General features: G+C 69.3%; 25 protein-coding genes and 1 pseudogene. 12 read left to right on the forward strand and 14 right to left on the reverse strand.

The annotated features are described in order from the left end of the window. Positions 1–25 precede the first annotated feature (25 nt). Genes A5712_RS28755 through A5712_RS28770 form a run of 4 tightly spaced genes read left to right on the forward strand, consistent with a single transcriptional unit; the run spans position 26 to position 4,449 of the window. A complete protein-coding gene (locus A5712_RS28755) occupies positions 26–730 on the forward strand; it encodes a histidine phosphatase family protein (RefSeq protein WP_068113602.1) in 705 nt (234 codons plus the stop codon). A 16-nt stretch (positions 731–746) separates the two neighbouring features. Beyond that, a complete protein-coding gene (locus A5712_RS28760) occupies positions 747–2,711 on the forward strand; it encodes an SDR family oxidoreductase (RefSeq protein ID WP_068113605.1) in 1,965 nt (654 codons plus the stop codon). Between the two features lie 42 nt (positions 2,712–2,753). After that, a complete protein-coding gene (locus A5712_RS28765) occupies positions 2,754–3,491 on the forward strand; it encodes a 2OG-Fe dioxygenase family protein (protein ID WP_082973709.1) in 738 nt (245 codons plus the stop codon). A gap of 1 nt (position 3,492) precedes the next feature. Continuing rightward, complete coding sequence (locus A5712_RS28770) at positions 3,493–4,449, forward strand: nucleoside hydrolase (RefSeq protein ID WP_156766818.1); 957 nt, start codon at positions 3,493–3,495, stop codon at positions 4,447–4,449. On the opposite strand, the gene A5712_RS28775 is transcribed toward A5712_RS28770, so the two are convergent. The 3 genes from A5712_RS28775 to A5712_RS28785 form a co-directional block, all read right to left on the reverse strand. Then, a complete protein-coding gene (locus tag A5712_RS28775) occupies positions 4,412–4,702 on the reverse strand; it encodes a hypothetical protein (protein ID WP_068113610.1) in 291 nt (96 codons plus the stop codon). The two genes, A5712_RS28770 and A5712_RS28775, sit on opposite strands and share 38 nt — an antisense overlap. A 75-nt stretch (positions 4,703–4,777) precedes the next feature. Beyond that, a complete protein-coding gene (locus A5712_RS28780) occupies positions 4,778–6,337 on the reverse strand; it encodes a DNA polymerase Y family protein (RefSeq protein WP_197519526.1) in 1,560 nt (519 codons plus the stop codon). A 4-nt stretch (positions 6,338–6,341) separates the two neighbouring features. Beyond that, positions 6,342–6,998, reverse strand: a complete 657-nt coding sequence (locus tag A5712_RS28785) for a hypothetical protein (RefSeq protein WP_068113611.1) — start codon at positions 6,996–6,998, stop codon at positions 6,342–6,344. A gap of 89 nt (positions 6,999–7,087) precedes the next feature. Here A5712_RS28785 and A5712_RS28790 point away from each other — a divergent pair, with 89 nt between their 5' ends. Then, positions 7,088–7,675, forward strand: coding sequence for a hypothetical protein (locus A5712_RS28790; protein WP_231982269.1), 588 nt, complete (start codon positions 7,088–7,090; stop codon positions 7,673–7,675). Between the two features lie 11 nt (positions 7,676–7,686). On the opposite strand, the gene A5712_RS28795 is transcribed toward A5712_RS28790, so the two are convergent. The 3 genes from A5712_RS28795 to A5712_RS28805 form a co-directional block, all read right to left on the reverse strand. Continuing rightward, complete coding sequence (locus A5712_RS28795) at positions 7,687–8,133, reverse strand: nitroreductase family deazaflavin-dependent oxidoreductase (RefSeq protein ID WP_156766819.1); 447 nt, start codon at positions 8,131–8,133, stop codon at positions 7,687–7,689. After that, entirely contained in the window at positions 8,130–9,011 is an 882-nt protein-coding gene (locus A5712_RS28800; protein ID WP_068113617.1) for an NAD(P)H-binding protein, read from the reverse strand. The genes A5712_RS28795 and A5712_RS28800 overlap by 4 nt, the downstream gene beginning before the upstream one ends. A gap of 64 nt (positions 9,012–9,075) precedes the next feature. Beyond that, entirely contained in the window at positions 9,076–9,828 is a 753-nt protein-coding gene (locus tag A5712_RS28805) for an SDR family oxidoreductase (protein WP_068113620.1), read from the reverse strand. A gap of 110 nt (positions 9,829–9,938) precedes the next feature. Here A5712_RS28805 and A5712_RS28810 point away from each other — a divergent pair, with 110 nt between their 5' ends. Further along, positions 9,939–10,553, forward strand: a complete 615-nt coding sequence (locus A5712_RS28810) for a TetR/AcrR family transcriptional regulator (protein WP_369830445.1) — start codon at positions 9,939–9,941, stop codon at positions 10,551–10,553. 9 nt (positions 10,554–10,562) lie between these two features. Here the strand turns inward: A5712_RS28810 and guaA are convergent, their stop codons facing one another. The 4 genes from guaA to A5712_RS28830 are packed head-to-tail and all read right to left on the reverse strand — an operon-like array spanning position 10,563 to position 15,802. Next, positions 10,563–12,134, reverse strand: coding sequence for a glutamine-hydrolyzing GMP synthase (gene guaA / locus A5712_RS28815; protein WP_068113629.1), 1,572 nt, complete (start codon positions 12,132–12,134; stop codon positions 10,563–10,565). A 34-nt stretch (positions 12,135–12,168) separates the two neighbouring features. Further along, positions 12,169–12,546, reverse strand: coding sequence for an SRPBCC family protein (locus A5712_RS28820; RefSeq protein WP_068113630.1), 378 nt, complete (start codon positions 12,544–12,546; stop codon positions 12,169–12,171). Beyond that, positions 12,543–15,377: an RND family transporter gene (locus tag A5712_RS28825; protein WP_304528685.1), complete on the reverse strand. Its 2,835-nt coding sequence runs from the start codon at positions 15,375–15,377 to the stop codon at positions 12,543–12,545. Before A5712_RS28825 ends, A5712_RS28820 begins: the two co-directional genes overlap by 4 nt. Continuing rightward, on the reverse strand, positions 15,374–15,802 hold the full coding sequence (locus A5712_RS28830) for an MmpS family transport accessory protein (protein ID WP_068113643.1): 429 nt from the start codon (positions 15,800–15,802) through the stop codon (positions 15,374–15,376). Before A5712_RS28830 ends, A5712_RS28825 begins: the two co-directional genes overlap by 4 nt. Before the next feature lie 191 nt (positions 15,803–15,993). Here A5712_RS28830 and A5712_RS28835 point away from each other — a divergent pair, with 191 nt between their 5' ends. From A5712_RS28835 to A5712_RS28845, 3 genes are read left to right on the forward strand one after another with little or no spacing between them, the layout of a single operon-like run. Further along, entirely contained in the window at positions 15,994–16,791 is a 798-nt protein-coding gene (locus A5712_RS28835; protein WP_068113645.1) for an SDR family oxidoreductase, read from the forward strand. A 13-nt stretch (positions 16,792–16,804) separates the two neighbouring features. Further along, positions 16,805–17,641, forward strand: coding sequence for an SDR family oxidoreductase (locus tag A5712_RS28840; protein ID WP_068113646.1), 837 nt, complete (start codon positions 16,805–16,807; stop codon positions 17,639–17,641). A gap of 12 nt (positions 17,642–17,653) precedes the next feature. Then, complete coding sequence (locus A5712_RS28845; protein ID WP_068113654.1) at positions 17,654–18,247, forward strand: TetR/AcrR family transcriptional regulator; 594 nt, start codon at positions 17,654–17,656, stop codon at positions 18,245–18,247. Between the two features lie 7 nt (positions 18,248–18,254). On the opposite strand, the gene A5712_RS28850 is transcribed toward A5712_RS28845, so the two are convergent. After that, the gene (locus A5712_RS28850) at positions 18,255–19,451 is read right to left on the reverse strand and encodes an acyl-CoA dehydrogenase family protein (protein WP_068113657.1); all 1,197 of its coding nucleotides are present in this window, start codon (positions 19,449–19,451) and stop codon (positions 18,255–18,257) included. 60 nt (positions 19,452–19,511) lie between these two features. On the opposite strand from A5712_RS28850, the gene A5712_RS28855 reads away from it, so the two are divergent. Then, on the forward strand, positions 19,512–20,156 hold the full coding sequence (locus tag A5712_RS28855; protein ID WP_152531325.1) for a TetR/AcrR family transcriptional regulator: 645 nt from the start codon (positions 19,512–19,514) through the stop codon (positions 20,154–20,156). On the opposite strand, the gene A5712_RS28860 is transcribed toward A5712_RS28855, so the two are convergent. Continuing rightward, positions 20,119–20,727: a TetR/AcrR family transcriptional regulator gene (locus A5712_RS28860; RefSeq protein ID WP_068113663.1), complete on the reverse strand. Its 609-nt coding sequence runs from the start codon at positions 20,725–20,727 to the stop codon at positions 20,119–20,121. The genes A5712_RS28855 and A5712_RS28860 overlap by 38 nt on opposite strands. Positions 20,728–20,798: 71 nt before the next feature. On the opposite strand from A5712_RS28860, the gene A5712_RS28865 reads away from it, so the two are divergent. Next, positions 20,799–21,902, forward strand: a complete 1,104-nt coding sequence (locus tag A5712_RS28865) for a cytochrome P450 (protein WP_068113666.1) — start codon at positions 20,799–20,801, stop codon at positions 21,900–21,902. Positions 21,903–22,172: 270 nt separating this feature from the next. Here A5712_RS28865 and A5712_RS32260 read toward each other — a convergent pair. Together A5712_RS32260 and A5712_RS28875 are read right to left on the reverse strand one after the other, a co-directional pair. After that, positions 22,173–22,787, reverse strand: a pseudogene (locus tag A5712_RS32260) (PPE family protein); the annotation flags it as partial. 104 nt (positions 22,788–22,891) lie between these two features. Further along, a complete protein-coding gene (locus tag A5712_RS28875; protein ID WP_068113672.1) occupies positions 22,892–23,521 on the reverse strand; it encodes a helix-turn-helix domain-containing protein in 630 nt (209 codons plus the stop codon). 94 nt (positions 23,522–23,615) lie between these two features. On the opposite strand from A5712_RS28875, the gene A5712_RS28880 reads away from it, so the two are divergent. Continuing rightward, a partial coding sequence (locus A5712_RS28880) for an MFS transporter (RefSeq protein ID WP_156766820.1) occupies positions 23,616–24,226 on the forward strand: 611 nt, incomplete at its 3' end.

Below are 24,226 nucleotides of genomic sequence, written 5' to 3' on the forward strand. Positions count from 1 at the left end.
ACCGTCGGCAGGGCAGGCTATCGACATGCGCAAGGGGAGCATGTCCTGGAAATTCGTGGCCGCGCTCGCCGCGGTGATGATCGTCGGCGCCTGCGGCGGGTCACCGCAGGTGCGCAGCATCACGATCACGTTCATCCGGCATGCGCAGTCGGAGGCCAACGCCGGCGGGATCATCGACACCAGCGTGCCGGGTCCCGGCCTGAGCCCGGAGGGCAAATCCCAGGCCGAGCAGGTCGCGCATCAGCTCGGCCGCGAGCACTACGACGCCGTCTACGCCTCCACCATGACGAGGGCCCAGCAGACCGCCGCGCCGTTGGCCGCCGAACTCGGCAAGCAGGTGGAGGTGCTGCAGGGCATCCAGGAGATCAACGCCGGCTGGTTCGAGGGCAAGCCGATCTCGATGGACCCGACGACGTACCTGCTGGCCCCGGCGGACTGGCTGGCGGGCGACACCCAGAACAGCATCCCGGGCTCCATCTCCGGCAAGGAGTTCAACGACCGGTTCACCGGTGCGGTGCAGAAGATCTACGACAGCGGTCACAGCAAGCCGGTGGTGTTCGCGCACCTCTACTCCATCGAGTACTGGGTGCTGATGAACGTGAAGAACGCCAAGGACAGCCTGCGCACCAGCCACCCGTTGCCCAACACCGGCCGCGTGGTGATCAGCGGCAACCCGGCGACCGGCTGGACGCTCGAGGATTGGGACGGCATCCGCAACTTCAGCGGCTGACCGCTACCATGACCGAATGCGGTATGTCGTTACCGGCGGTACCGGGTTTATCGGGCGCCGCGTCGTCTCTCGTCTGCTAGCCACCGAGCCCGATGCCCAGGTGTGGGTGCTGGCCCGCCGCCGGTCGCTGGGGCGGTTCGAGCGCCTGGCCGTCGACTGGGGCGAACGGGTCAAGCCGCTGGTCGGCGAGCTGCCGGAGCTGGGCCTGACCGACGAGACGCTGGCCGAGCTGGGCCGCGTCGACCACCTCGTGCACTGCGCGGCGGTCGACGCCGAGGGCACCCGCGCGGTCATCGAGCTGGCGACGCGGCTGGACGCCACGCTGCATCACGTGTCGTCGATCGCCGTGGCGGGCGACTTTCGCGGCGAGTACACCGAGGACGACTTCGACGTCGGCCAGCAGCTGCCGACTCCCTATCAGCGGACGACGTTCGAGGCCGAGTCGCTGGTGCGGTCGACACCAGGGCTGCGCTACCGCGTCTACCGCCCGGCGGTCGTGGTGGGCGATTCGGTCACCGGCGAGATGGACAAGGTCGACGGGCCGTACCACTTCTTCGGCATATTGTCGGCACTTGCTGTATTACCCAGGTTCACCCCGATCGTGCTGCCCGACACGGGGCGCGCCAACATCGTCCCGGTCGACTACGTGGCCGACGCCCTGGTGGCGCTCATGCACACCGAGGGGTGCGACGGCCGGACGTTCCACCTGACCGCGCCGAAAACCGTTGGGCTGCGCGGCATTTACCGCGGTGTCGCCAAGGAGGCCGGCCTGCCGCCGATGCGCGCATCGCTGCCCGGCTCGGTGGCCGCGCCGGTGCTCAAGGTGCGCGGGCGCGCCAGGGTGTTGCGCAACATGGCGGCCACCCAGCTCGGGATCCCCGCCGAGATCTTCGACGTCGTCGACCTGAAGCCCACCTTCATCAGCGACGGGACCCGAAAAGCATTGCGGGGCAAGGGAATCGAGGTCCCGGAGTTCGCCAGCTACGCGCCCCGGTTGTGGCGGTATTGGGCCGAGCACCTCGACCCCGACCGCGCGCGGCGCGACGACCCGAGGGGCCCCTTGCAGGGCCGGCACGTCATCATCACCGGCGCGTCCAGCGGGATCGGGCGGGCGTCGGCAATCGCGGTCGCGGAAAAGGGGGCGACGGTGTTCGCGCTGGCCCGCAACGCCGACGCGCTCGACGAGCTGGTCGCCGAAATCCGCGCGGGCGGCGGGCAGGCGCACGCGTTCGCCTGCGACGTCACCGATTCCGCGTCCGTCGAGCACACCATCAAGGACATCCTCGGCCGCTTCGACCACGTCGACTACCTGGTCAACAACGCCGGCCGGTCGATCCGGCGCTCCGTGGTCAACTCCACCGAACGGCTGCACGACTACGAGCGGGTGATGGCGGTCAACTACTTCGGCGCGGTGCGCATGGTGCTGGCGCTGCTGCCGCACTGGCGCGAGCGGCGCTTCGGTCACGTCGTCAATGTCTCCAGCGCGGGCGTGCAGGCACGCAACCCCAAATACAGCTCGTACCTGCCGAGCAAGGCGGCGCTCGACGCGTTCGCCGACGTCGTCGGGTCGGAGACGCTGTCAGACCACATCACGTTCACCAACATCCACATGCCGCTGGTCCGCACACCCATGATCGCGCCGTCGCACCGGCTCAACCCGGTTCCCGCGATCAGCCCCGAGCGCGCGGCGGCGATGGTGGTGCGCGGCCTCGTCGACAAGCCGGCCCGCATCGACACCCCGCTGGGCACACTCGCCGAGGCCGGCAACTACTTCGCGCCCAGGACGTCGCGGCGCATCCTGCACCAGCTCTACCTCGGCTACCCGGATTCCGCCGCGGCGCGCGGGCTGCCCACCGAAGCCACTGCGCCGACGAAGGTGCCGAACCGCCGGCCGAAGCGCCCGACCCGCACCGTCACCGGACTCCGCACGCCGCGACCGGTCAAGCGGCTGGTGCGACGGGTACCCGGAGTGCACTGGTAAACCCGGGGTTTTAGCCCGGCCCGATTGCGGTATTCCGGCGCGATGGTCCTTTGCGAAAAGCGGACGGACGCCGACCCGGTGGCCGCCGCGGGCCGGCTCGTCGCCACGACCGGCGTCGCCGTGCTACCCGCGCTCGACGTGACGCGCAGCCTCGAGGTCGGCCGCGAAGAGTGGACGCGGTTCGCCCGGCATTGGCGGCAGCTGGCGCCCGACCCCTACGCGGCCGAGCTGGGGGTCCGGCGATTGCGCCGCTACGGCCAGTACTCGTTTCGTGACGGCGTGCTGCGCCCGATGCCCAAGCTGGCGTTCGTCCAACCGCAGGACTCCAACCCGCTCTACGTCGGCAGGGACCGCGAGTTCGAGCCGCTGACCGATGCGTTCGCCGCGGATCCCCTGCTGCACAAGGTGATCGGGCTGCTGGCCCGGGTGGCCGCCGCCCTGGACGACGTGGCCGACTGGAACGTCAAGGTGCACCCGTTTCGCATCCGATGCTGCACGGACGATGACGGCAGCCCGACGCCCGAGGGCCTGCACCGCGACGGCGTCACCCTGGTCAGCTCGCTGCTGATCGGGCGGCGCAACGCCATCGGCGGCGAGAGCACGGTGTGTGACCTCGAGGGTCGCCGGCTGCTGGCGACGACGCTGGCCGAGCCGGGGACGCTGATGCTGGGCGACGACCGCCGCACCCTGCACGCGGTGTCGCCGATCCGGCCGATCGACGGCTCCGGGCCGGCGCAGCGCGACGTCCTGGTGATCACGTTCGCGTCCGCCTGGCCGTAAGATCACGGCGGTGAACCGCCTTTTCGTCGACGTCGACACCGGCATCGACGACGCGATGGCGTTGATCTACCTGCTGGCCAGCGCCGACGCCGACGTGGTGGGCATCGCCTCCACCGGCGGCAACATCCACGTCGAGCAGGTCTGCGAAAACAACCTTCGGTTGCTCGAATTGTGCCGGGCCCCAGCCATACCCGTATCCAAGGGCGCCGACGACCCGCTGTGCGGCCACTGGCCGCATCACTCGAAGTTCCACGGCCCCAAGGGTTTGGGATATGCCGAGCTGCCCCGCACCGACCGGCGGCTCACCGACCACGACGCCACCGCCGCGTGGGTGGCCGCGGCGCGCGCCCACCCCGGGGAGCTGGTCGGGCTGGTCACCGGCCCGCTGACCAACCTGGCGCTCGCGCTGCGCGCCGAACCGGCGCTGCCGGCGCTGCTGCGACGGCTGGTGATCATGGGCGGCTCGTTCGGCGGCGACATAAACCCGATGGCCGAGTGGAACATCCGGGTGGATCCCGAGGCGGCCGGCGAGGTCTTCGCCGGCTGGGCCGGGCAGCAACGACTTCCGATCGTCTGCGGCCTGGACCTCACCCGGCGCGTCGCGATGACACCCGAGATCCTGGCCGAGCTCGCGGCCGCCGCGGGGCCGTCGCCCCTAGTTCCGGTGATCGAGGACGCGATGCGGTTCTACTTCGAATCCCACGAGGTCCGCGGGCACGGCTACGTCGCCTATATGCACGACCCGCTGGCCGCGGCGGCGGCGCTGGACGCGCAGCTGATAACGACCCGGGCGGCGACGGTGGACATCGAGCTGGCGGACACGCCGACCCGGGGCGTGACGACCCCCGATTGGTCGGGGGATCGAAAAGCCAACGCGCTGATCGGTGTTGACGTGGACGCTTCGGTGTTCTTCGAGCGGTTCATCGAGCGGGTCGGGCCGTTCGCGCGGCGGATCTGACCGAGCGGATGTCGATCAGGTTGTCGGGACCGCCCGAGTCCGGCGAGTCTGCGCGGTTGCCGGCGACATGACGGTAAGACCAGACCAAGTCATCGGCCTCGCTGCCGACTTTTGAGACGGCCCTCGACGCGGCCTCCGACACGGCGCCGACCATCCGGCTCAGGTGGAGCACCGTCGCGTGCGCAGCTTCGAGGACGGCGCCCGTGCTTCGTGCGAGGACGTCGTCGACCCGCCGGCCGATTTCAGCCGCCATCCTTACCCCTTCACTCAATACCGAATGACTTCGACTACCACGGTACCGAAGGTTTGAACACGTTGAGTCGCAGCGCTACTCGTAGGCCCCCTCGAGATACCAGCGCCGCTGGCGGTAGCACAGCAGAAACGCCCGCTCGTCCTCCAGCAAGACCTGGGCGCGGGCGGCGCGGCCCTTCGCGTCTGGATCCCACCACCGCTCGTCGACCGGCCACGGCCCGGCCCACCAGCGCAGCCCCTGGTCCCGGCCGCGCACGGTCAGATGGGCGGGGTCGGCCGAGAACATCCCCCGGGCGGTGACGCGTATCGGATTGCCCTGGGCGTCAAGCAGATCCACCGGGTCGTCCAGCAGCACGGCCGGCGACGGCTCGGGCAGTTGACCGGGCCACGGCGGGCCCGGGTCGGCGTGTGGTACCGGCTCGTCGCCCAGCGGGGTCAGCGTGATGCGTTCGGCGGGCCCCCGCCCGCCGGACAGCACCGGCACCCGCACCGCCTCCGGGCCGAGCAGGCCCTGCACCCGCACCAGCGCGCGACGGGCCCGCAGCCTGTCCTCCTCGCCGAGCCCACCCCACAGCGGCAACTGCAGCGCCTCGGCGGACACCACCTCCACCGCCTGCAGCCGCAACAGCGTCACCGGCGCGGTCGGGCGCGGGGTGCGGGCGGATCGGCTGCTCAGCCATCCGTCCAGCTGCCAGCGCACCCGGTCGGCGGTGGCGTCCTCGGTCAACGGCTCGGCGCACCGCCATACCCGTTGCAGCTCTTCGCCGTTGGCGGTGACGGCGTGGATGGCCAGCCGGGTGCAGCCCACCCCCGCGGCCATCAGCGCCTGGTGCAGCGCGCCGGCCAGGAAGCGGCCGGCGAAGGCCGCGGCATCGACCCGGTCGATCGGCGGGTCGCAATCCAGCACCGCCTCGAGCTCCGGCGGCGGCTCGCGCCCGGACGGCCCACGCTCGGGTTCGCCGCGGGCGAACCGGTGCGCGGCCATCCCGTCGGCGCCGAACCGGGAGGCCACGTCGGTCCTAGACAGCGCGGCGAACTGCCCGATGGTGCGAATTCCCATCCGCCACAACAGATCCGTCAGCTCTTCCCGCCCCGGACCGGACAGGCTCGGTTCGGTGGCGAGCTGCCGGATCGACAGCACCGACAGGAACCTCGCGTCGCCCCCCGCCTCGACGATCCGGCCCGCCCGCGCGGCGAAGACCGCGGTGGACAGCTGGTCGGCGATGCCCACCTGGCACTCGGCGCCGGCCGCGGCGACCGCGTCGATCAGCCGCTCGGCGGCCTGCTCCTCGGACCCGAAGTAGCGGGCCGCCCCGCGCACCGGCAGCACCAGCAGCCCGGGCCGCAGCACCTCGGCGCGGGGCACCAGGTCGTCCACCGCGGCGATCACCGGTTCGAAGAAGCGGGCGTCGCGGTCGGCGTCGGCCGGCGCGACGTGCAGTTGCGGACACCGCGCCGCCGCCTCCCGTCGCCGCAGCCCGCGCCGCACTCCCGCCGCGCGGGCGCCCGACGAGCAGGCGATCACCCGGTTGGCCAGCGTGACCGCGATCGGGGCCGTCGCGGGCAGGTCCGCCGCGGCCGCCGCCGCGACCGCCGGCCAGTCCATGCACCAGATCGCCAGGGCCCGGGATGCCATGGGGTCACCCGGCCCGCGCCCGGCCGATCACCCGCCTGCCCGCGCACACACCGCTGATCTGCAGCCGCACCCTGCCGATCCGGCCGAAGCCCGGGGCGGGAACCCCTGAAGAAGCCGAAGTGATCTCGTAGCCGCAGACCCGGGCCGCGAGCCGCGTCGGCGCCCCCTGCCAGTCGCCGTCGGTGACCAGCAGGGTGCACCCCTTGTTGCGGGCCCGCGCCACCACCGCCCGCGCCCGGGTGTGCGGCACCTGCCGCCCGCCCAGGCCGAGCACCACCAGGTCCATGCCGTCGATGAGCACCGCGGCCACCTCGACCGGATCGGTTCCGGGATCCGGTATCACCGCGAGCCGGCTCAGGTCCGCCCCCATCTCCGCCGCGGCCAGCAGCCCGAGGTCCGGTTGGCCGACGATGGCGACGTTGCCCCCCGCCGCCGTCACCGAGGCCACCACGCTCAGCAGCAGCGACCGGGCCCCCGAGCACACCGCCACCGTCCCGCGCGGCAACGGCGCCGGCAGCGACTCCGCCAGCCACCGCGGGAGCGCCACCACGGATTCCGAATCCGGCAGCGGGTCGGGGGCTCGCCCGGACATTGCAGCCATCCGCCTGCGCAGCGATTCCAGCTGCTCAGCGCGGTTATCGGAGGCCAAAGCCGCGGTCATGACTGCCTCCTGTTCGAATGTATGTTCGATACATTCGCGAGTAAACACCCACCCTCCGACAAGCGTCAAGAAACGTGAGAGGCTGCTTTATGCGGTCGTTGCTGGTGTGGCTGATGGTGCTTTTTTGCTGCACTTTTTCGGCTCCGAGCGTCGCCGCTCCCTGCCGACCGGCGGAGCTGTTCGCCACCGACACCACCGATCCCCTGTTCGAGGCGCAGGCCACCGCGACGATCGCGCTCAGCGGCGCGACGGTGACGGGATCGACCCCGCTCGACGGGGTGTACTGGTCGAGCGCGCTGCAACGGAACACCCAGGAGCGCTCGCGGGAATTTCATCTGTGCGGCGCCGACGGCTCGTTGCACACCGCCGCCGAGGCGCTGCGCCGCCAGTTCGACCAGGAAGCGGTGCTGACCTTCGACTACGAGCGCGCGCCGGGAGAGGACGCGATCATCATCGCCGTGCCGGATGTCGACGTCGCCCGCTTCGGCGACGCGCTGGCGGGCGACCCGGTCGCCCGCGAACGCATCCGCGGCGGATCCGTCACCACGACCGACCACACCCTGATCCTGGTCGCCGGCAACGACGATCGAGACGTCGCCCGCCGACTCGTCGGCGCGGCCGGCGGCAATTGGGAGGCCGCCACGATCGCCTACGGCAGGCGCGAATTCGTGGCGTAGTTACTCCCGCGTTACTCCCGCGCGATGAGGAATGCCGGGTGGCGGCGCTGTTCGGCCTCGAAAGCGCCCGGGCCGTCGCTCGGGTTGGCGTTGAACGCGGCCCGGACAAACGGGATGAAACCGAATTTGCGTCGCAGGTGCATGGCGACCTCGGCGCGGCGGTTGTCGGTGACTTCGGTGCAGTGGACGGTCTCCGCCCGGCGCCCGCGCCGGATGACAGCCGTGCCGGCGTCCCGCACGTTGGCGACCCACCCGGTTTCGCCGTACATCGACACCAGCCAGCGGCCGTCGTCGTGGCGGAAGACGACCACGGGGACGGAGCGCAGCGTTCCGCTGCGCCGGCCGCGGCTCTCGAGAAGGTACAGCGGGCCAAGGGGAATGCCGGCGCGCAGCAACGCGGCCGGCACTTTGGAGAAGCGCAGCATCGCCGCGGGAAGCTCGGGTCGAGGTTTGCTCACTTGAGCGCCTCGCGGTCGGCCGGAAGCCGCTCGCGGTTGTCGCGCAGCCAGTCGGCGTAGCTGCGGGGCGGGCGCCCGAGCAGGTTCGCCAGGGTGGGGGTGTCGTACCAGTGGCCTTGGCGCACGGTGCGAAAGACTTCGTGCAGGATCTCGATCACTGCTGTGGGCACCCCGCCGTCGACGAGGTCGCGGTCGAAGACGTCCTCGGTGCAATCTTCGAATCCGATCGGCCGGTTCAAGGTTGCGGAAAGGTGCTCGGCGATCTGGGGGCCGGTGATGGCCTGACCGGTGAGTTCGTAGATGCGGGAGGCATGACCATCGGTGGTCAGGATCAGCGCTGCGGCCGCGGCGATGTCGTGCGGATCGACGATGGTCAGCGGCTGACCGCCGACGGGTTCGCGCAGGGTCGCCTCGGTGTGGATGCCGTGCCAGGTGAACGGCACTTCGGTCATGAATCGGGTGGGGCGCAGGATGGTCCACTCGACGGCCAGGGAGCGGAGGCGCCATTCGTTGGCTCCGTGCGCGGTGAACAGCGGGTGGTGGAAGCGGCCGGCACCGAAGTTGGACAGGTAGACGATGTGGCGGGCGCCGGCTTGTTCGGCGGCGACGAACGCGTTGATCTCCAGTTGTTCCATGTCCGGTATCGGCGGGGTGGGGGCCAACACGAACACCCGCTCGGCTCGGTCGAACGCGGCGGTCAGCGACCGGGGTTCGCTCAGGTCGGCCACTACCGCTTCGACGGAGGGCGGGAACATGGCGGCTTTGGACGGATCACGAATCAGAGCTCGGACCGGATGCCCGGCGGCGGCGAGTTGGGTGACGAGGTGGCGGCCGACGCGGCCGGTGGCTCCGGTGACCAGGATGGGGTTATGCGTCATGGTTTGTCTCCGTGGGTGGGTGAGGCGAGCCGGTAGGGCAGGGGTGGGATCGGCTGGCGTCCGTTCAGAGAGTGGCGGCCAGGCCGCCGTCGACACGGATGTCTTCGCCAGTGATGAAGCTCGCCTCGGGCGACACCAGGAAGGCGATCAGGCGCGCGGTCTCGTCCTCGACACCGAAGCGGCCCATCGGAATGCGCTGGGGCAACAGGGCTTTGAAGGCTGCCAATTCCTCGGGCGGCATTCCGAGTTTGTCGAAGGCGGCGTTGTCGATCGGGCCCGGGCTCACCGAATTCACCCGGATTCCACGCGGCGCGAGTTCAGCGGCCAGCGCACGCACCATGGCCGCCAAGGCGCCCTTGGTGGCGGTGTACACCGACCAGTTCGGCGCGCCCAGATACGTCCCGACCGCACTGGTGATGACGATCGACCCGCCCGACGGCAGCAGGGGCAGCACCTTCTGCAGAGTGAAAAACGGGCCTTTCACGTTGACCGCGAAGTGCTCGTCGAAGATCCCTTCCTCGACGGCCTCGATGGGCAACATCCGCCCGATGCCCGCGTTGAGCACGACAGCATCGACACCGCCCCACCGCCGCCGCAGTTCATCAGCGATCAGATCGGCCGATGCGACATCTGCCGAATCTGCCTGCAGCACAACGATATCGGCGGGCATACCGTCACGAGCAGCTGCCAGCCTGGCCGGATTGTTGCCGGTCACCAGCACCGCGTAACCCCGTTTGTGTAGCGCCACTGCGCTCGCGTATCCGATGCCGGTGGTGCCGCCGGTGACGAGCACGACAGGTTGTGCAGAACCGCCCATCCTCTTACCCTTCGCTATTTTGTAGTCCGTCCTACAGAAATAGTGGTGGGCCGGGAGCGACCGTGTCAAGAGTTTATGTAGTATGAACTACAGAAATGGAGGAGGACATGGTGAAGAGGGGACGACCGCCGGGATTCGACCGCGACGAGGCGCTGCACAGCGCGATGATGTTGTTCTGGGAACGCGGCTACGAGGGCACCACCCTGGAGGACCTGTTGGCTGCCATGGGCGATATCAGCGCGACCAGCCTGTACCACGCGTTCGGGTCCAAAGAGGCCCTGTTTCGTCAAGCCGTCGATGCCTACCAGCAGACAGTCGGCGCGCCCGCGCTGCACGCGTTGCAGGAAACTCCGACCGCTCGCGAAGCCCTGCACGAGATGCTGCGACTCACCGCTGAATCCTTCAGCCGCTCAGGGCAACCCCACGGATGCTTGCTGGTGCTGGGTGCGACGAATTGCACGCCGGCCAATAGCGGGGCGCAGGACTACCTACAGGCCATCCGCCGGCAAACCCCGAAAGTCATCAAGGCACGGCTCGCCCGCGCCGTCGACGAAGGTGAACTGGCGGCATCGACCGACATCGATACCATCGCATCGTTCTACGCCACCGTGATCCACGGCCTGGCCGTGCGCGCCGGCGACGGCGCCTCCCGCAAAGCGCTCATGGGCGCAGTCGCGGCCGCGATGGCCGCCTGGCCGGGCCTCACAACGGACCCGCGAGCATAAACCGCCGAGCTACTCCCACTCGATGGTGCCGGGCGGCTTGCTGGTGATGTCCAGCACCACGCGGTTGACCTCGGCCACCTCGTTGGTGATCCGCGTGGAGATGCGCTCCAGCACCTCGTAGGGCACCCGGGTCCAATCGGCGGTCATGGCGTCCTCGCTGGACACCGGCCGCAGCACGATCGGGTGGCCGTAGGTCCGGTTGTCGCCCTGCACGCCGACCGACCGGACGTCGCCCAGCAGCACCACCGGGCACTGCCAGATCTGCTTGTCCAGGCCCGCGGCGGTGAGCTCCTCGCGCGCGATCTCATCGGCGCGCCGCAGCGTGTCCAGCCGCTGCGCGGTGACCTCGCCGACGATCCGGATGCCCAGACCGGGCCCCGGAAACGGTTGGCGCGCAACGATTTCCTCCGGCAAGCCCAGCTCGCGCCCTACCGCACGCACCTCGTCCTTGAACAGCAGCCGCAGCGGCTCGACGAGCTTGAACTTCAGGTCGTCGGGCAGGCCGCCGACGTTGTGGTGGCTCTTGATGTTCGCGGTGCCGCTGCCCCCACCGGACTCCACCACGTCGGGATACAGCGTGCCCTGCACCAGGAACTCGACGTCAGACCCGCTCTCCGCCCCCTCTTCTTGCACGATGTCTCGCACCGCGCCCTCGAACGCCCGGATGAACTGGCGGCCGATGATCTTGCGCTTGCCTTCGGGATTGGTCACGCCCGACAGCGCCTGCAGGAAGGTGTCCGCGGCGTCGACGGTGACCAGGTTGGCGCCGGTGGCGGCCACGAAGTCGCGCTGCACCTGATCGCGCTCGCCGGCGCGCAGCAACCCGTGGTCGACGAACACACAGGTCAATCGGTCACCGATGGCGCGCTGCACCAGCGCCGCGGCCACCGCCGAATCCACCCCACCGGACAGCCCACAGATGGCGCGGCCGTCACCGATCTGGGCGCGCACCTGCTCGACGAGCGCGTCGGCGATGTTGGCCGGCGTCCACTCCGCGCCGAGGCCGGCGAAGTCGTGCAGGAACCGGCTGAGCACCTGCTGCCCGTGCGGGGTGTGCATCACCTCCGGGTGGTACTGCACGCCGGCCAGGCGCCGGGCCCGGTTCTCGAAGGCGGCGACGGCGGCGCCCGCGCTGCTGGCCACCACGTCGAACCCGTCCGGCGCCGCGGTGACCGCGTCGCCGTGGCTCATCCAGACCGGCTGGACATCGGGCAGGCCCGAATGCAGTTCGCCGCCAACGACTTTCAGCTCGGTGCGGCCGTACTCGCTGGTGCCGGTGTGCGCGACGGTCCCGCCCAGGGCCTGCGCCATGGCCTGAAAGCCGTAGCAGATGCCGAACACCGGCAGCCCGAGGTCGAACAGCGCCGGGTCGAGCTGCGGGGCTCCGTCGGCGTAGACGCTGGCCGGCCCGCCGGACAGCACGATCGCCGCGGGGTCCCGGTCCTTGATCTCCTCGACCGTGGCGGTGTGCGGGATGACCTCGGAAAACACCCGGGCCTCGCGGACCCGGCGCGCGATCAACTGCGCGTACTGCGCGCCGAAGTCGACGACCAGCACGGGCCGGGGCGAGGGGGTTTCCACGGCAGCCAGCTTAGTGGCAGCCAGCCGAGTGGCATCAGCGATTACCCGGTTCGAGCCAGCTCCTGGTGTGGCTGAGCAGCGTGCCGGCGTCGGTTCCGGCAGCCAACCGGAACTCGACCGACATGGCGGGCAGGTGGGGGGCGTACTGCACCCAGCACAACCGCCTGCCCGGCTGCATCGAGGTCACGCGGCACAGCACGGTGTCGTCGCGGCCCTTGCGGCGGCGGATCAGTCGAAACGACGTGCCGACCTGGAGCCGTTCCTCGTCGGCGGAGTGCTCCACCGCGTCCCAGGCGTCATACCACTCCGTGATGCCGGCGACGGTGGTGATCAGTTCCCACACCTGGTCGGGCGGGGCGGCGATGCGGATCGACTCGGACAGCTTCTGGTGTCTGCTGCGGCGGAGGGTCATGGGCGCACGCTTTCGATGGCGGTCGGGGTCGACAGGGTGTGACGGGGCCCCCGCGCGCGAGGGCGGGGACCCACCCGCCGGGGCCACCAGAACCACCGCCCGAGCAGGGCGGCGATCGACGGTGTCATCAGCGACCGCACGATCAGCGTGTCGAAAAGCAGGCCGATGCCGACGATGGTCCCGAACTGGCCGATCATCTGCAGGTCGCTGAACACGAAGGACGCCATGGTGAACGCGAACACCAGGCCCGCGGAGGTCACCACCGCCCCGGTTCCGCCCATCGCGCGGATGATCCCGGTCTTGATTCCGGCGCCGATTTCCTCTTTGAACCGCGAGACGAGCAACAGGTTGTAGTCCGATCCCACGGCCAGCAGCACGATCAGCGCCATCGCGATGACCAACCAGTGCAACGGAATACCGAGGATGTCTTGCCACACCAGCACCGACAGCCCGAACGAAGATCCCAGCGAGAGCACCACCGTCCCGATGATGACCAGGGCCGCGACGACGCTGCCGGTGATGACCAGCATGATGATGAAGATCAGGCAGGCCGCGGCGATTCCCGCGATCAGCAGGTCGTACTTGGCCGCGTCGCTCATGTCCTTGTACGTCGCGGCGGTGCCACCCAGGTAGATCCTGGCATCTTCCAAGGGCGTTCCTTTGAGGGCGTGACGCGCGGCCTTCTTGATGGCGTCGACGCGCGAGACGCCTTCGGGGGTGGCGGGATCCCCGTCGTGGGTGATGATCAGTCGCGCGGCCTTGCCGTCCGGCGAGAGGAACATCGCCAGGCCCCGTTTGAAGTCCGGGTTGTCGAAGACCTCCGGCGGCAGGTAGAACGAGTCGTCGTTCTTGGCCGTGTCGAAGGCTTTCCCCATCGCGGAGGCGTTCTGCTGCGCGGCGTCCATCTGGTCCAGCAGGCCCGCGAACGTGCTGTACATCGTCATGGTCATGGTGCGCATGGTCGTCGTCGCGTCGATGATCGGCGGCAGCAGCGAAATCAGCTGCGGCATCAGGCTGTCCAGCCGGTCGGTGTCCTTGACCAGGCCGCCCAGGTCGTCGGTGAGCGTGTCGACGCCGTCGAGCGCGTCGAATGCCGATCGCAGCGCCCAGCAGACGGGGATGTCGAAACAGTGTTGCTCCCAGTGGAAGTAGCCACGCAGCGGGCGGAAGAAGTCGTCGAAATCGGCGATCCGGTCGCGCACTTGGGTCGTGTCGTCGACGATCCGCTTCGTCTGGCCGGCGACGTCGTGTGTGGTGGTGGCGAGCTCGCGCATCATGGCGAGCATGCGTTGCATGGTGTCGATGACGCCGGACATCTGATCGGCGATGGCCCGCATGTCGGCCATGCGGTCATGCAGGTACTTCATGTTCTCGGTCAGCGTGGTGCCCTGCATGCTGATCTGAAATGGGATGGAGGTGTGCGTGATTGGGGCGCCCAACGGACGGGTGATGGATTGAACGCGGGCCACGCCGTCGGCCCCGAACACGCCCTTGGCCAGCCGGTCCAGCACGAGCATGTCGGCGGGATTGCGCATGTCGTGGTCGGCCTCCACCAACAGCAGGTCGGGGTTCAACCGGGCGGGCGAAAAGTGCCGCTCGGCCGCGGCGTACCCGATGTTGGACGGGGTGATCCGGGGTAGGTAATTGCGGTCGCTGTAACTCGTCGTGAACGACGGCAGGGCGAGCAGCCCGACGAGCGCGCTCGCCGACGCCGCCGCGAGTATCGGTGCGGGCCACCGGACGACGGCAGTTCCCACCCGCCGCCACCCGCGCGTCTTGATCTTCCGTTTGGGATCGAACAGGCCGAATCGGCTGCCCAGCGTGACGATGGCCGGGCCGAGCGTGAGCGCGCCCGCCACCATGGTGAACATCCCGATCGCGCACGGCGCGCCCAGGGTCTGGAAGTAGGGCAGCGTGGTGAAGCTGAGGCAGAACATCGCGCCGGCGATGGTCAGGCCCGAGCCGAGGACCACGTGGGCGCTGCCGCCAAACATGGTGTAGTAGGCGGCCTCTCGGTCCTGCCCGGTCTGCCGAGCCTCCTGATATCGGCCCACGATGAATATCGCGTAATCGGTGCCCGCGGCGATGGCGAGGACCGGAAGGATCTGGACCGCGAAGGTGGAAAGCCCGATGAACCCCTGGTTTCCGAGGAATGCGATGACTCCTTGCACGGCGGGCAGTTCGATGAAGACCATCAGCAGGGTCAGCAGGACGGTGACCACGGAGCGGTAGACGATCAGCAGCATCAGCACGATGACCCCGACCGTCACACCCATCACCTTGCGGGCGCTCTTGTTGCCGAACTCGAGCTGATCGGTGGTCACGGCCGCCGGGCCGGCGACGTATGCCCGGACGCCGTTGGGCGCCAGCGCACTTGACACGATTCCCCGGACGGCGTCGACGGACTCGTTGGCCAGTGTCTCGCCCTGGTGGCCCGCGAGGAAAACCTGAACGTAGGCGGCCTTGCCGTCGGCGCTCTGCGACCCGGCCGCGGTGAGCGGATCGCCCCAGAAGTCTTGGATGTGCTCGACATGCTTGCGGTCGCGGGCGAGCCTGCGCATCAGGTCGTCGTAAAAGCGGTGCGCCGCGTCGCCCAGCGGCGCCTGGCCTTCCAGCACGACCATGACCGCGCTGTCGGAGTCGAATTCTCCGAACACCTGGCCGATACGCTTCATCGCCTGTATCGCCGGGGCGTCGTCGGGGCTCATCGAAACGGCGTGCGCTTCCCCGACCGCTTCCAGTTGCGGTACAAAGACATTGGTGACCGCGGCCAGCCCGAGCCAGAAAAGCAGGATGGGCACCGACAGCCGGCGGACCGTTCGCGCGATCACGCGGACTTCACCAGGCAATAGGTTTGCGGGTGGATCCCCGATGCCGTTCGCTGGGCCTTGACGTCGCCGTTCACCGTGATTCGGCAGCCGATGACGTCACCGTCGCCCTGGGCCACGACATTCACGCTGACCGCCGGAGCGGTCGTGGCCACGCTGTACGTCCACGGCAGCGGCGTGCCGTCGACCCGCTGCGGTGCGGCGTCGACGTCGAGATAGTTGATGTCCGCCACGGTCCCCTCCTGCCCAAAGACCTCCAGGGTCACGCGCTTGGGGTTGAAGGGCTTGATGTCATCGGAGCGCGCGCCGACGGCCGACGTGCCGCCGCGCGCGCCGAAGACGCCATGTAGCCGGTAGACGGCGAAACCCGCGACGCCGACCAGGACCACGACGACCAGTGGAATCCACGCGCGTTTGACGACACTCATCCTCACCCCTGTGCGTCCATAGTTGGTTAGCCAACTAATACATACGCTAACCACTGCGATGGCGGCGACGCAAGAAAACGTTGATTTCCAGAAGCTTGCGGCAAAAAATGCGGCACCTACTCTCCCCCGCTTGCCGACCGATGCCGCAGCTGCTAAGTTAGGCAACTAACTCGATACGGAGGTTTGCACGCATGAGCATTAGCGCAGATCGGTTTGGCCCATGGGCGGTCGTGACGGGCGCGTCGTCGGGAATCGGGCGCGAATTCGCGCACCAGATCGCCGATTCGGGCGTCAACGTGGTCCTCGTCGCGCGGCGCCTGGCCGTGCTGCAGGAGCTAGGGGAAGGGCTGAGCCGGGGCTACGGCGTCGACTACCGGGCCGTCGGCGTCGACCTGTCCGACCCGGGCTCGCTGACCCCAATCGTCCAGGCCACCAACGACATCGACGTCGGGCTGCTGGTCTCCAATGCCGGCACGGCCCTGCCCGGTGCCCTCGTGGGCTCCGACCTGCAGGCCCAGCGCGCGATCCTGCGGCTGAACACCGCCGCACACCTGGGCTTGACGCACCACTTCGGTGAACGGCTGGTGCGGCGCGGCCGCGGCGGCATCCTGCTGGTCTCCGCGCTCGGAGCGGTGCATGGCGTGCCCTACATGGCGCACACCGCGGCGACCAAGGCCTACATCACCAGCCTCGGCGTCGGCCTGCACGGCGAGCTGGCCAAGCGGGGGGTGCACGTTACGGTGCTGCACCCGGGGCCCACCCGCACGCCGGCGCTGGGCGACCTGGGCCTCGACCCCGACAAGATGCCGATATCGCCCATGGCGCCGGACGCTTGCGCCCGGGAGGCGCTGCGCGCCCTCGAACGCAATCGCGCCAACTGCATACCGGGACGAATGAACCGGGTGACCGCCGCGCTGGTGCCGGCGGCCGTCACCCGCTCGGTGATGTCGCGGATGTTGTTGCGGCCCACCCTGGCCGAGTCCAGATAGGCGCTCGAAATATATGGACAGGCCCATCTGCCTCATCACCGGAGCCACCGACGGCATCGGCAAGGTCACCGCCACCGAGCTCGCCCGCACCGGCTACTGTGTGGTGCTGGCCGCGCGCAACGAGGCGAAGGCGGCAAGCGTCGCAAGCGAAATCGTCGCGGCGACCGGCAACCGCGACGTCGCTTACCTCACCGCCGACCTAGGGTCGCTCGCGCAGCTGCACCGGCTGGCCGAGGCGTTTAGGGCCCGCTACCCGCGACTGAACGTGCTGATCAACAACGCCGGCGTCATCATGCCGCAACGCGTGCTGACCGCCGACGGATACGAGACGACGTTTCAGGTCAACTACCTGGCGCAGTTCTATCTCACCCAATTGCTGCTGGGCGAATTGGAAAAAAGCCCGCAGGGCAGGGTCGTCAATCTCAGTTCGAGCGTCTACCGCGCCGGCAAGTTCGAACCGGACAACCTGCAGAGCGAACGCCGCTTCTCGACGATCCGCACGTATGCCGCGTCCAAGTTGTGCGTGCTGCTCTTCACCATCGAACTGGCGCATCGACTTCGCCCGACCCGCGTCACCGCCAACGCCGCGCACCCTGGGATCGTCCGAACGCCGATGATGCGTGGAGCCCAAGGGGTCTTCCGCGCGATCTCCTTTGCGGCGCTGCCGTTTTCCCGGTCGCCGCAGCAGGGTGCCGCCACCTCGCTGTTCCTCGCCACCTCACCGGACGCGGCGGCGGCCTCCGGCCAGTACTTCATCAACGCCGCGCCGAAGAACGTCAAGAGCGCCTACAACACCCCGGAGAACAGGGAGCTGCTGTGGAACCTGAGCATGGCCGCGTGCCGTCTATAGTCCGTGAGTGATATGGCTGACTTAACCGACGCCGGCGAGGCCCCCTTGGCGCCACCGCCCGGCAAGCGTGAGCGACTGATCGCCGCCGCCTGCGACCTGTTCTACCGCCAGGGCATCGCGGGCACCACGCTCGCGCACATCGCCGAGGCCGCCGACGTGCCACTGGGCAACATGTACTACTACTTCAAGACCAAAGACGACATCGTGGCCGCCGTCGTCGAGGCGCGCACCGAGGAAATCCGGGCCGCGACCGCGGCCCTGCAGCGCAAGTACGGGAGCCCCAAGGCCCGGCTCAAGGCGCTCGTGGGGATGCTGGCCGAATCGAGCGAGGCCATCGCCGACCACGGCTGCGCCTTGGGGACCCTGTGCACCGAGCTGGCGAACCAACCTGGCCGATCACCCGCACTGACCGCCCCCCTTATGCAAACCCTGCTGGACTGGGCCGAGCAGCAATTCCACGCGATGGGTCGCCGCGACGCGCGCGACCTGGCGCGCGAGCTCGTCATCGCCTACGAGGGCAGCGCGGTGCTGACTAACGCGCTGGCTCAACCCGAGCTGATGGCGCACCAGGCCCGGCGGATGGAAAAGTGGATCAACGCCCTGTAGGTCGGTGTCACAGCAGGTGTGTCGGTTGGGCGATGCCGAAGTAGGTGTTGGCGTAGCGCTTCAGCGCGGCCGGGCTGAAGTACACGTGCTGGCCGACGGTGTGCAAATCCCGGAAGCATCGTTGCAGCGGATGGGCGGCGTGCACCGCACCCGCACCGGTCAGGCCGAACGTCGTGTCGACCGCTTGGCGCGCCGCGCGCATCGCCTGCTGGGCGGCGAGCTGGAAACGAGCGCGCTGCTTCAGCGACGGCGCGTCCCCGGCGAGGGCGGTGTCCCAGAGGGAGCCGGCCTCGTCGAGAACGAAGGCCCGCGCCGACCGCAAACCCGCCTCGGCACCGGCGAACTCGACCTGCGCGACGGGGTCCGCGGCGAGCGGCTCGAACGTGCCGGCGCGGGTCTTCGTGGGCGCCAGGTCGGCGAATTCGTCGAGGGCGCGCCGCGCTATCCCGAGCGGGACGCCGACGAGGGCCACCCCCACCATCGTGAAGAACGGCAGCCGCCACAGCGGCCCGTCGTGCCGGGCCGGCCCGAAGAACGGGGCGATGGTGTGTTCCTCGGCGACGCTCAGGCCCCGGGCCACCACGTCGTTGCTACCGGTGCCGCGCAACCCCAAAACGTCCCAGTTGTCGACGATTTCGGCCTCGGCGCGGGGGAAGAACCCGAGGCGCCAGTCCGGGCCCTGTCCCGGAATCATCCGCGGCGCCTGACCGTCGTCGAACACGAACATCCCCGTCAGTAACCACTCGGCGTGGCGGCAACCGCTGGCGAACGGCCATCGGCCGTCGACGGCGAACCGGCCCGCGCCGTCGGGGACGGCCCGCCCGGTGGGGGAAAACACGGTGGCCGCCAAGAAGTCCGCGTCCGAACCGAACAGGTCTTCGGCGACGGCCGGCTCGAGCCAGGCGGTAAACGCCGGTGCGCCGGCGCCGATGGCCGCGATCCAGCCCGTCGAACCGTCGGCGCGCGCCATCTCCTCGATCATCTCGATGTAGTCGACCGGGGCCACTTCGAATCCGCCGAGCGCGCGCGGTTGCACCGCCCGGAAGACGCCGGCCGCACGCAGCCGCGTCACCAGCTCGTTCGGCAGCGTGCCGAGCGCCTCGGCGTCGTCGGCGGCCCGCGTGATCTCCGTTGTCAGGGCGCGTGCTACCGCCGTGGGATGGTCGCCGTCGGCCAAAGTGGCGGCGCGTGTCGCGGTTGTCATGTCGGCTCCCCTTTTTCTGATACAGTAATCTGTAATAGATACAGGAGCATGTACTGAATTATGGGATCTGTCAAGAGCCAGCCCCCGCGCCGCTACGACTCGAGCCGTCGACGCCAACAGGCCCAACGGAATCGGCGCGCGGTGCTCACGTCAGCCCGCCAACGCTTCCTGGCGCAGGGCTATGCCGCGACGACCATCGCGGAGATCGCGCGGGACGCCGGCGTGTCGGTCGAGACGGTGTACAAGGCCTTCGCAACCAAGGCGGGGGTGCTCAAGGCGCTTTTCGACGTGTCCGTCGCGGGCGACGACGAACCGATCCCGATGGCCGAGCGTGACGTCATCCAGAAGGTGCGCGACGCCCCGGACGCCGCCCGCAAGCTCGAGCTCTACGCCAAGCACCTGGCCGCCACCATGCCGCGCAGCGCCCCGGTCCAGCTGCTGGCCCGCGATGGCGCCGCGTCGTCTGCCGACGCCGCGGAGGTCTGGAAGCAGATCCGGCACGAAACCCTCACGGCCATGACGATGTTCGCCGCCGGCCTCGCCGGCACCGGACAGCTTCGGGTCAGCGCCACGCAGGCGCGCGACATCCTGTGGACCTACCACGCGCCCGAGCTCTACGAGCTTCTCGTGCTCGAACGTGGTTGGTCGGCCACCCGCTACGGCAAGTTCATCGCCCAGGCGTGGATCGACGCCCTGCTCGGCTAGCGCCCGACGCGGCCTGGATCACGGCGTCGACGACGCTGCGAATTCGGGCGGCGGCTTGATCGGGGTCGGGCTGACCGGCGTCGAGCCAGGCGATGACGGCGTCGATCGTCATGGTGGGCAGCAGCCGCGCCGCCCAGTTGCGCCAACCTTCGTCGGCGATGTCCTCGAGGTGGCGGCGGGTGATCTCGGCCGAACGCTCGACGAGGGTGTCGATGATGTCGCGGAAGTCGGCTTCGCGTGCGGCATGGCGATAGAGCAGCCGGAAGGTGTCGGGATCGGCTGCGGCGGCGCGGATTAGCGCGGGGATGCTGGCGTCGTCGAAGTCGTCGGGGCCGGTGGCTTCGCGAAGGCGTGCGTGACCGCCCTCGATGACCTCCCGGTACAGGTCGGCCTTCGAGGCGAAGTGCCGGTACAGGATCACCGGGGTGACACCGGCTTCCGCGGCGATGGCGTCGAGTCCCGTGTTCGCGAAGCCGCCGCGGGCGAAGGCGCGCGTGGCGGCATCGAGGATCTGTTCCCGCCGCTGGGCGCGGGGCATCCGCCGGGTCGACTCGGGCCGGACCACCGTCATCTCAGCCTCCTCTTGTCTAGAGCAGAGTGTACAAGTAATCTTGTATAACTTGCCGTATACAAGGTGGCGCCATGACAGCGATTCATTCGGTGCGCACGCCGGTCGGCCACGAGGCCTGGCTGGTCACCGACTACGCGCAGGTGCGGCGGCTGCTCGACGACGATCGCCTCGGTCGTTCGCATCGGAACCCCGAAACCGCCTCTCGCACGGGGGAATCCGCGCTGTTTGGTGGACCGCTAGGCGACTTCGACACCGAGGAGGCCGACCACGCGCGGTTGCGCGCACTGCTGCAGCCTCACTTCTCACCGCGGCACCTGCGGTCGCTGGAACCCAGGGTCGCGGCGCTCACCGCCGGCCTGCTGGACCAACTTGCGGCGCAGGGGCCCCCGGCCGACCTGCACGCGCGCCTCGCGCTGCCGCTGCCCATCCTGGTGATCTGCGAGCTGCTCGGGGTGCCATACGCCGACCGTGAGCAGTTCCGGGCCTGGGCGGAGGACGCCGGCAACGTGCGCGATCACGCCCGCTCCGAGCGCGGGCTGGCCGAGCTGTTCGAGTACGGCCGCCGAATGGTCGAACGTAAGCGCGCCCATCCCGGCGACGACGTGATGTCGCGGCTGTGCGCCACCGACGGCGTCTCCGACGAGGAGGCCGCCACGATGTCGATGTTCCTGCTGTTCGCCGGGCACGAGACCACGGTGGTCCAAATCGGGCTGGGCGCAATGCTGTTGCTGACCAATCGCGATCAATGGCGGGCGCTCGTCGACGATCCCGCGCTGATCCCCCACGCCGTCGAGGAGCTGCTGCGGGCGACGTCGGGTGGCGGCGGTGTTGGCGGAGTTCCGCGCTACGCGCGCACCGACTTCGACATCGACGGCGTCGCCATCCACGCCGGGGACCTGGTGCTGCTGGACATCAACGCCGCCAACCACGACCCCACGGCCTTCCCCGACCCGCAGTGTGTCGACGTCGCCCGCAAGGAGACCGCCCACCTGACGTTCGGGCACGGCGCCCGCTACTGCATCGGAGCCCCGCTAGCCCGCATCGAGCTGAAAACCGTTTTCGGACAACTGATTCCGCGATTCCCGTCGATGCGCCTGGCCGTCGATCCCGAGACACTGCCGACGCGCGGTGACGTGCTGGCCGGCGGTCTCGCCGAACTTCCGGTGTCCTGGTGAGGATTGCTACGGCGGCAGCGGACTGGTCGGCGGAGGCGTAGCAGGCGGAGCCGGTAAAGCTCCGGTCGTGATGAGCGAAACGGCGTCGGCTTCGGCTTCGGCTTCAAGCCCCCTGGCCAGCCTGGCCATTGCGTCGGCGCCCTCTTCCACGCTGCGTTCGACGGCTTGCACCGGTGGTGGTACGGGAATCGCCGCGAGGGGACGGGCAACATTGTTCAATTGCTGGAGGTCAGCCCGGAGCGCGGCTTTGCCCATCTCGGATGCCAGGTCGACAACCACGTTGGCCTGGGTTCGCGCGGGGGCGAGCGCCGCGGCGATTTGAGCCCAAGGGGTAGCACCGAGGGCCACCGCCGGAGTCGCCTGGGCCGACGGCAATTGCTGCCAGGGCGCCAGTTGGGCGACCACCGCCGAGGCCGCGCCGTGATAGCCCGACAGCGCGGCGACGTTCTGGGCCCACATCTCCTCGTACGCACCCTCGGTGGCCGCGATCGCCGGGGCGTTGAACCCGAACAGGTTGGAGCGCACCAGCGACAGCAGCTGCAGGCGGTTGCCGGTGACGGCCGCCGGGTGGGTGATCGCCGCCTTGGCCGCCTCGAAGATCTCGGCCGTCGCATTGGCCTGCGCGGCAGCTCCGGCGGCCTGAGCCGCCGATGCGTCGAGCCACTGCGCATACTGGGCGGCCACGCCCGCCATGGCCGCCGACGCCGGACCCTGCCAGGGCCCGCCGGCCAGGCCCGAGGTGACCGAGGAGAACGACTCCGCCGCCGACCCCAACTCGTCGCCCAACCCGGCCCAGCTCGCCGCGGCGGCCAGCATCGGCCCGGAGCCGGCGCCGCTATACATCTGCGCGGACGTCACCTCTGGTGGCAGCACCGCAAAACTCATCAGACCCGTCCCTTCGTTCGGACATGCTCGAGGTGAAAACGGCGCAAAACGATACGACTGTATTGCAGTGCGGGCCGAAAATCCACGATTTCGGAAAAGTCGATCTAGAGGAGCGCGAACGCCCGGCGCACGGCGTCGACGGTGCCGGGGTCGCCATCGAAGTCGGTGCGCCGCAGCGCCGCCCGCCGCTTGGCCTCGCTGGCGCCGAGGCGCGCGGTGACCAGGTCCGCGGCGCTGGCGGTGATCTCCACCGAAGGCTCGCCACGAGCGCCGGCGAGCCGCCCCTGCGTCACGGCGAATTCGAAACGACGGCCGTCGATTTCGATGCGGATTGTCGCATCCAGGCCCGCCGCGCCAGCGGAATCGAAGCCGAGCAGGATTCCGGCCAGGAACCCGTTCAACGGCGTCGCGGGGCCGTCCCCGATCGGGTCCAGCCGGTCCAGCCCAAACCACGCGAGGCTCCGCAGGACGGGCAGCGCACGCTGCCAGCCCATGTCGCTGAGGGTGTACACGGTGCGCCCGATCGGGGCGGGCAGGTCGGTCCGGTCGACGAGCCCGGCCGCCTGCAATTCCTTGAGACGCTCGGCGAGCAGATTGGTCGCAATCCCGGGCAACGCGTCGCGCAGGTCGCCGTAGCGGCGGGGTCCACCGACCAATTCGCGCAGAATCAGCAGCGTCCACCGCTCGCCGAGAACGTCGAGTCCGCGCGCGATCGGGCAGTTCTGGTTGTACATCCGGCGTGACGCCACGCGTTCACTCTAATCGGGGCAGACATCTTTTTCAACTTACTACTTGATTTAGCTATCTCATCGCTTTAGCGTCTTGTGCATGAGTATCGAACCCGTCTTCCCGATCTTCAAGAACCGCCCGATCGCCGCGCTCGCCGTCATCTGCCTCGGCGTCTTCGTCATCAGCGTCGACGCCACCATCGTCAACGTCGCCCTGCCCACCCTGTCGCGCGAACTCGGCGCCGACACCGCCCAGCTGCAATGGATCGTCGACGCCTACACGCTGGTCATGGCCGGGCTGCTGCTGTCGGCCGGCAGCCTGTCCGACCGCTACGGCAGGCGGGGCTGGCTCAACTCCGGACTCGCGCTGTTCGCGCTCACCTCCGCCGTTGCCGCGCAAGTGAATTCGGCCGACGCGCTGATCACGGCCCGCGCCGCGATGGGCATCGGCGCCGCGGTGATCTTTCCGACCACGCTGGGCCTGATCACCAACATCTTCACCGACCCGGTCCCACGCGCCAAGGCGATCGGACTGTGGGCGGCCATGGTCGGCGTGGGGGTGGCCGTCGGGCCGATCAGCGGCGGCTGGCTGCTCGAACACTTCTGGTGGGGCTCGATATTCATGGTCAACATCCCCATCGCGGCGCTGGCCATCGTCGGGGGAATCCTGTTCGTCCCCACCTCGCGCGACCCCGCGGCGCCACGCGTCGA

Source organism: Mycobacterium sp. E2327, assembly GCF_001672675.1.
Taxonomy (GTDB): Bacteria; Actinomycetota; Actinomycetes; order Mycobacteriales; family Mycobacteriaceae; genus Mycobacterium.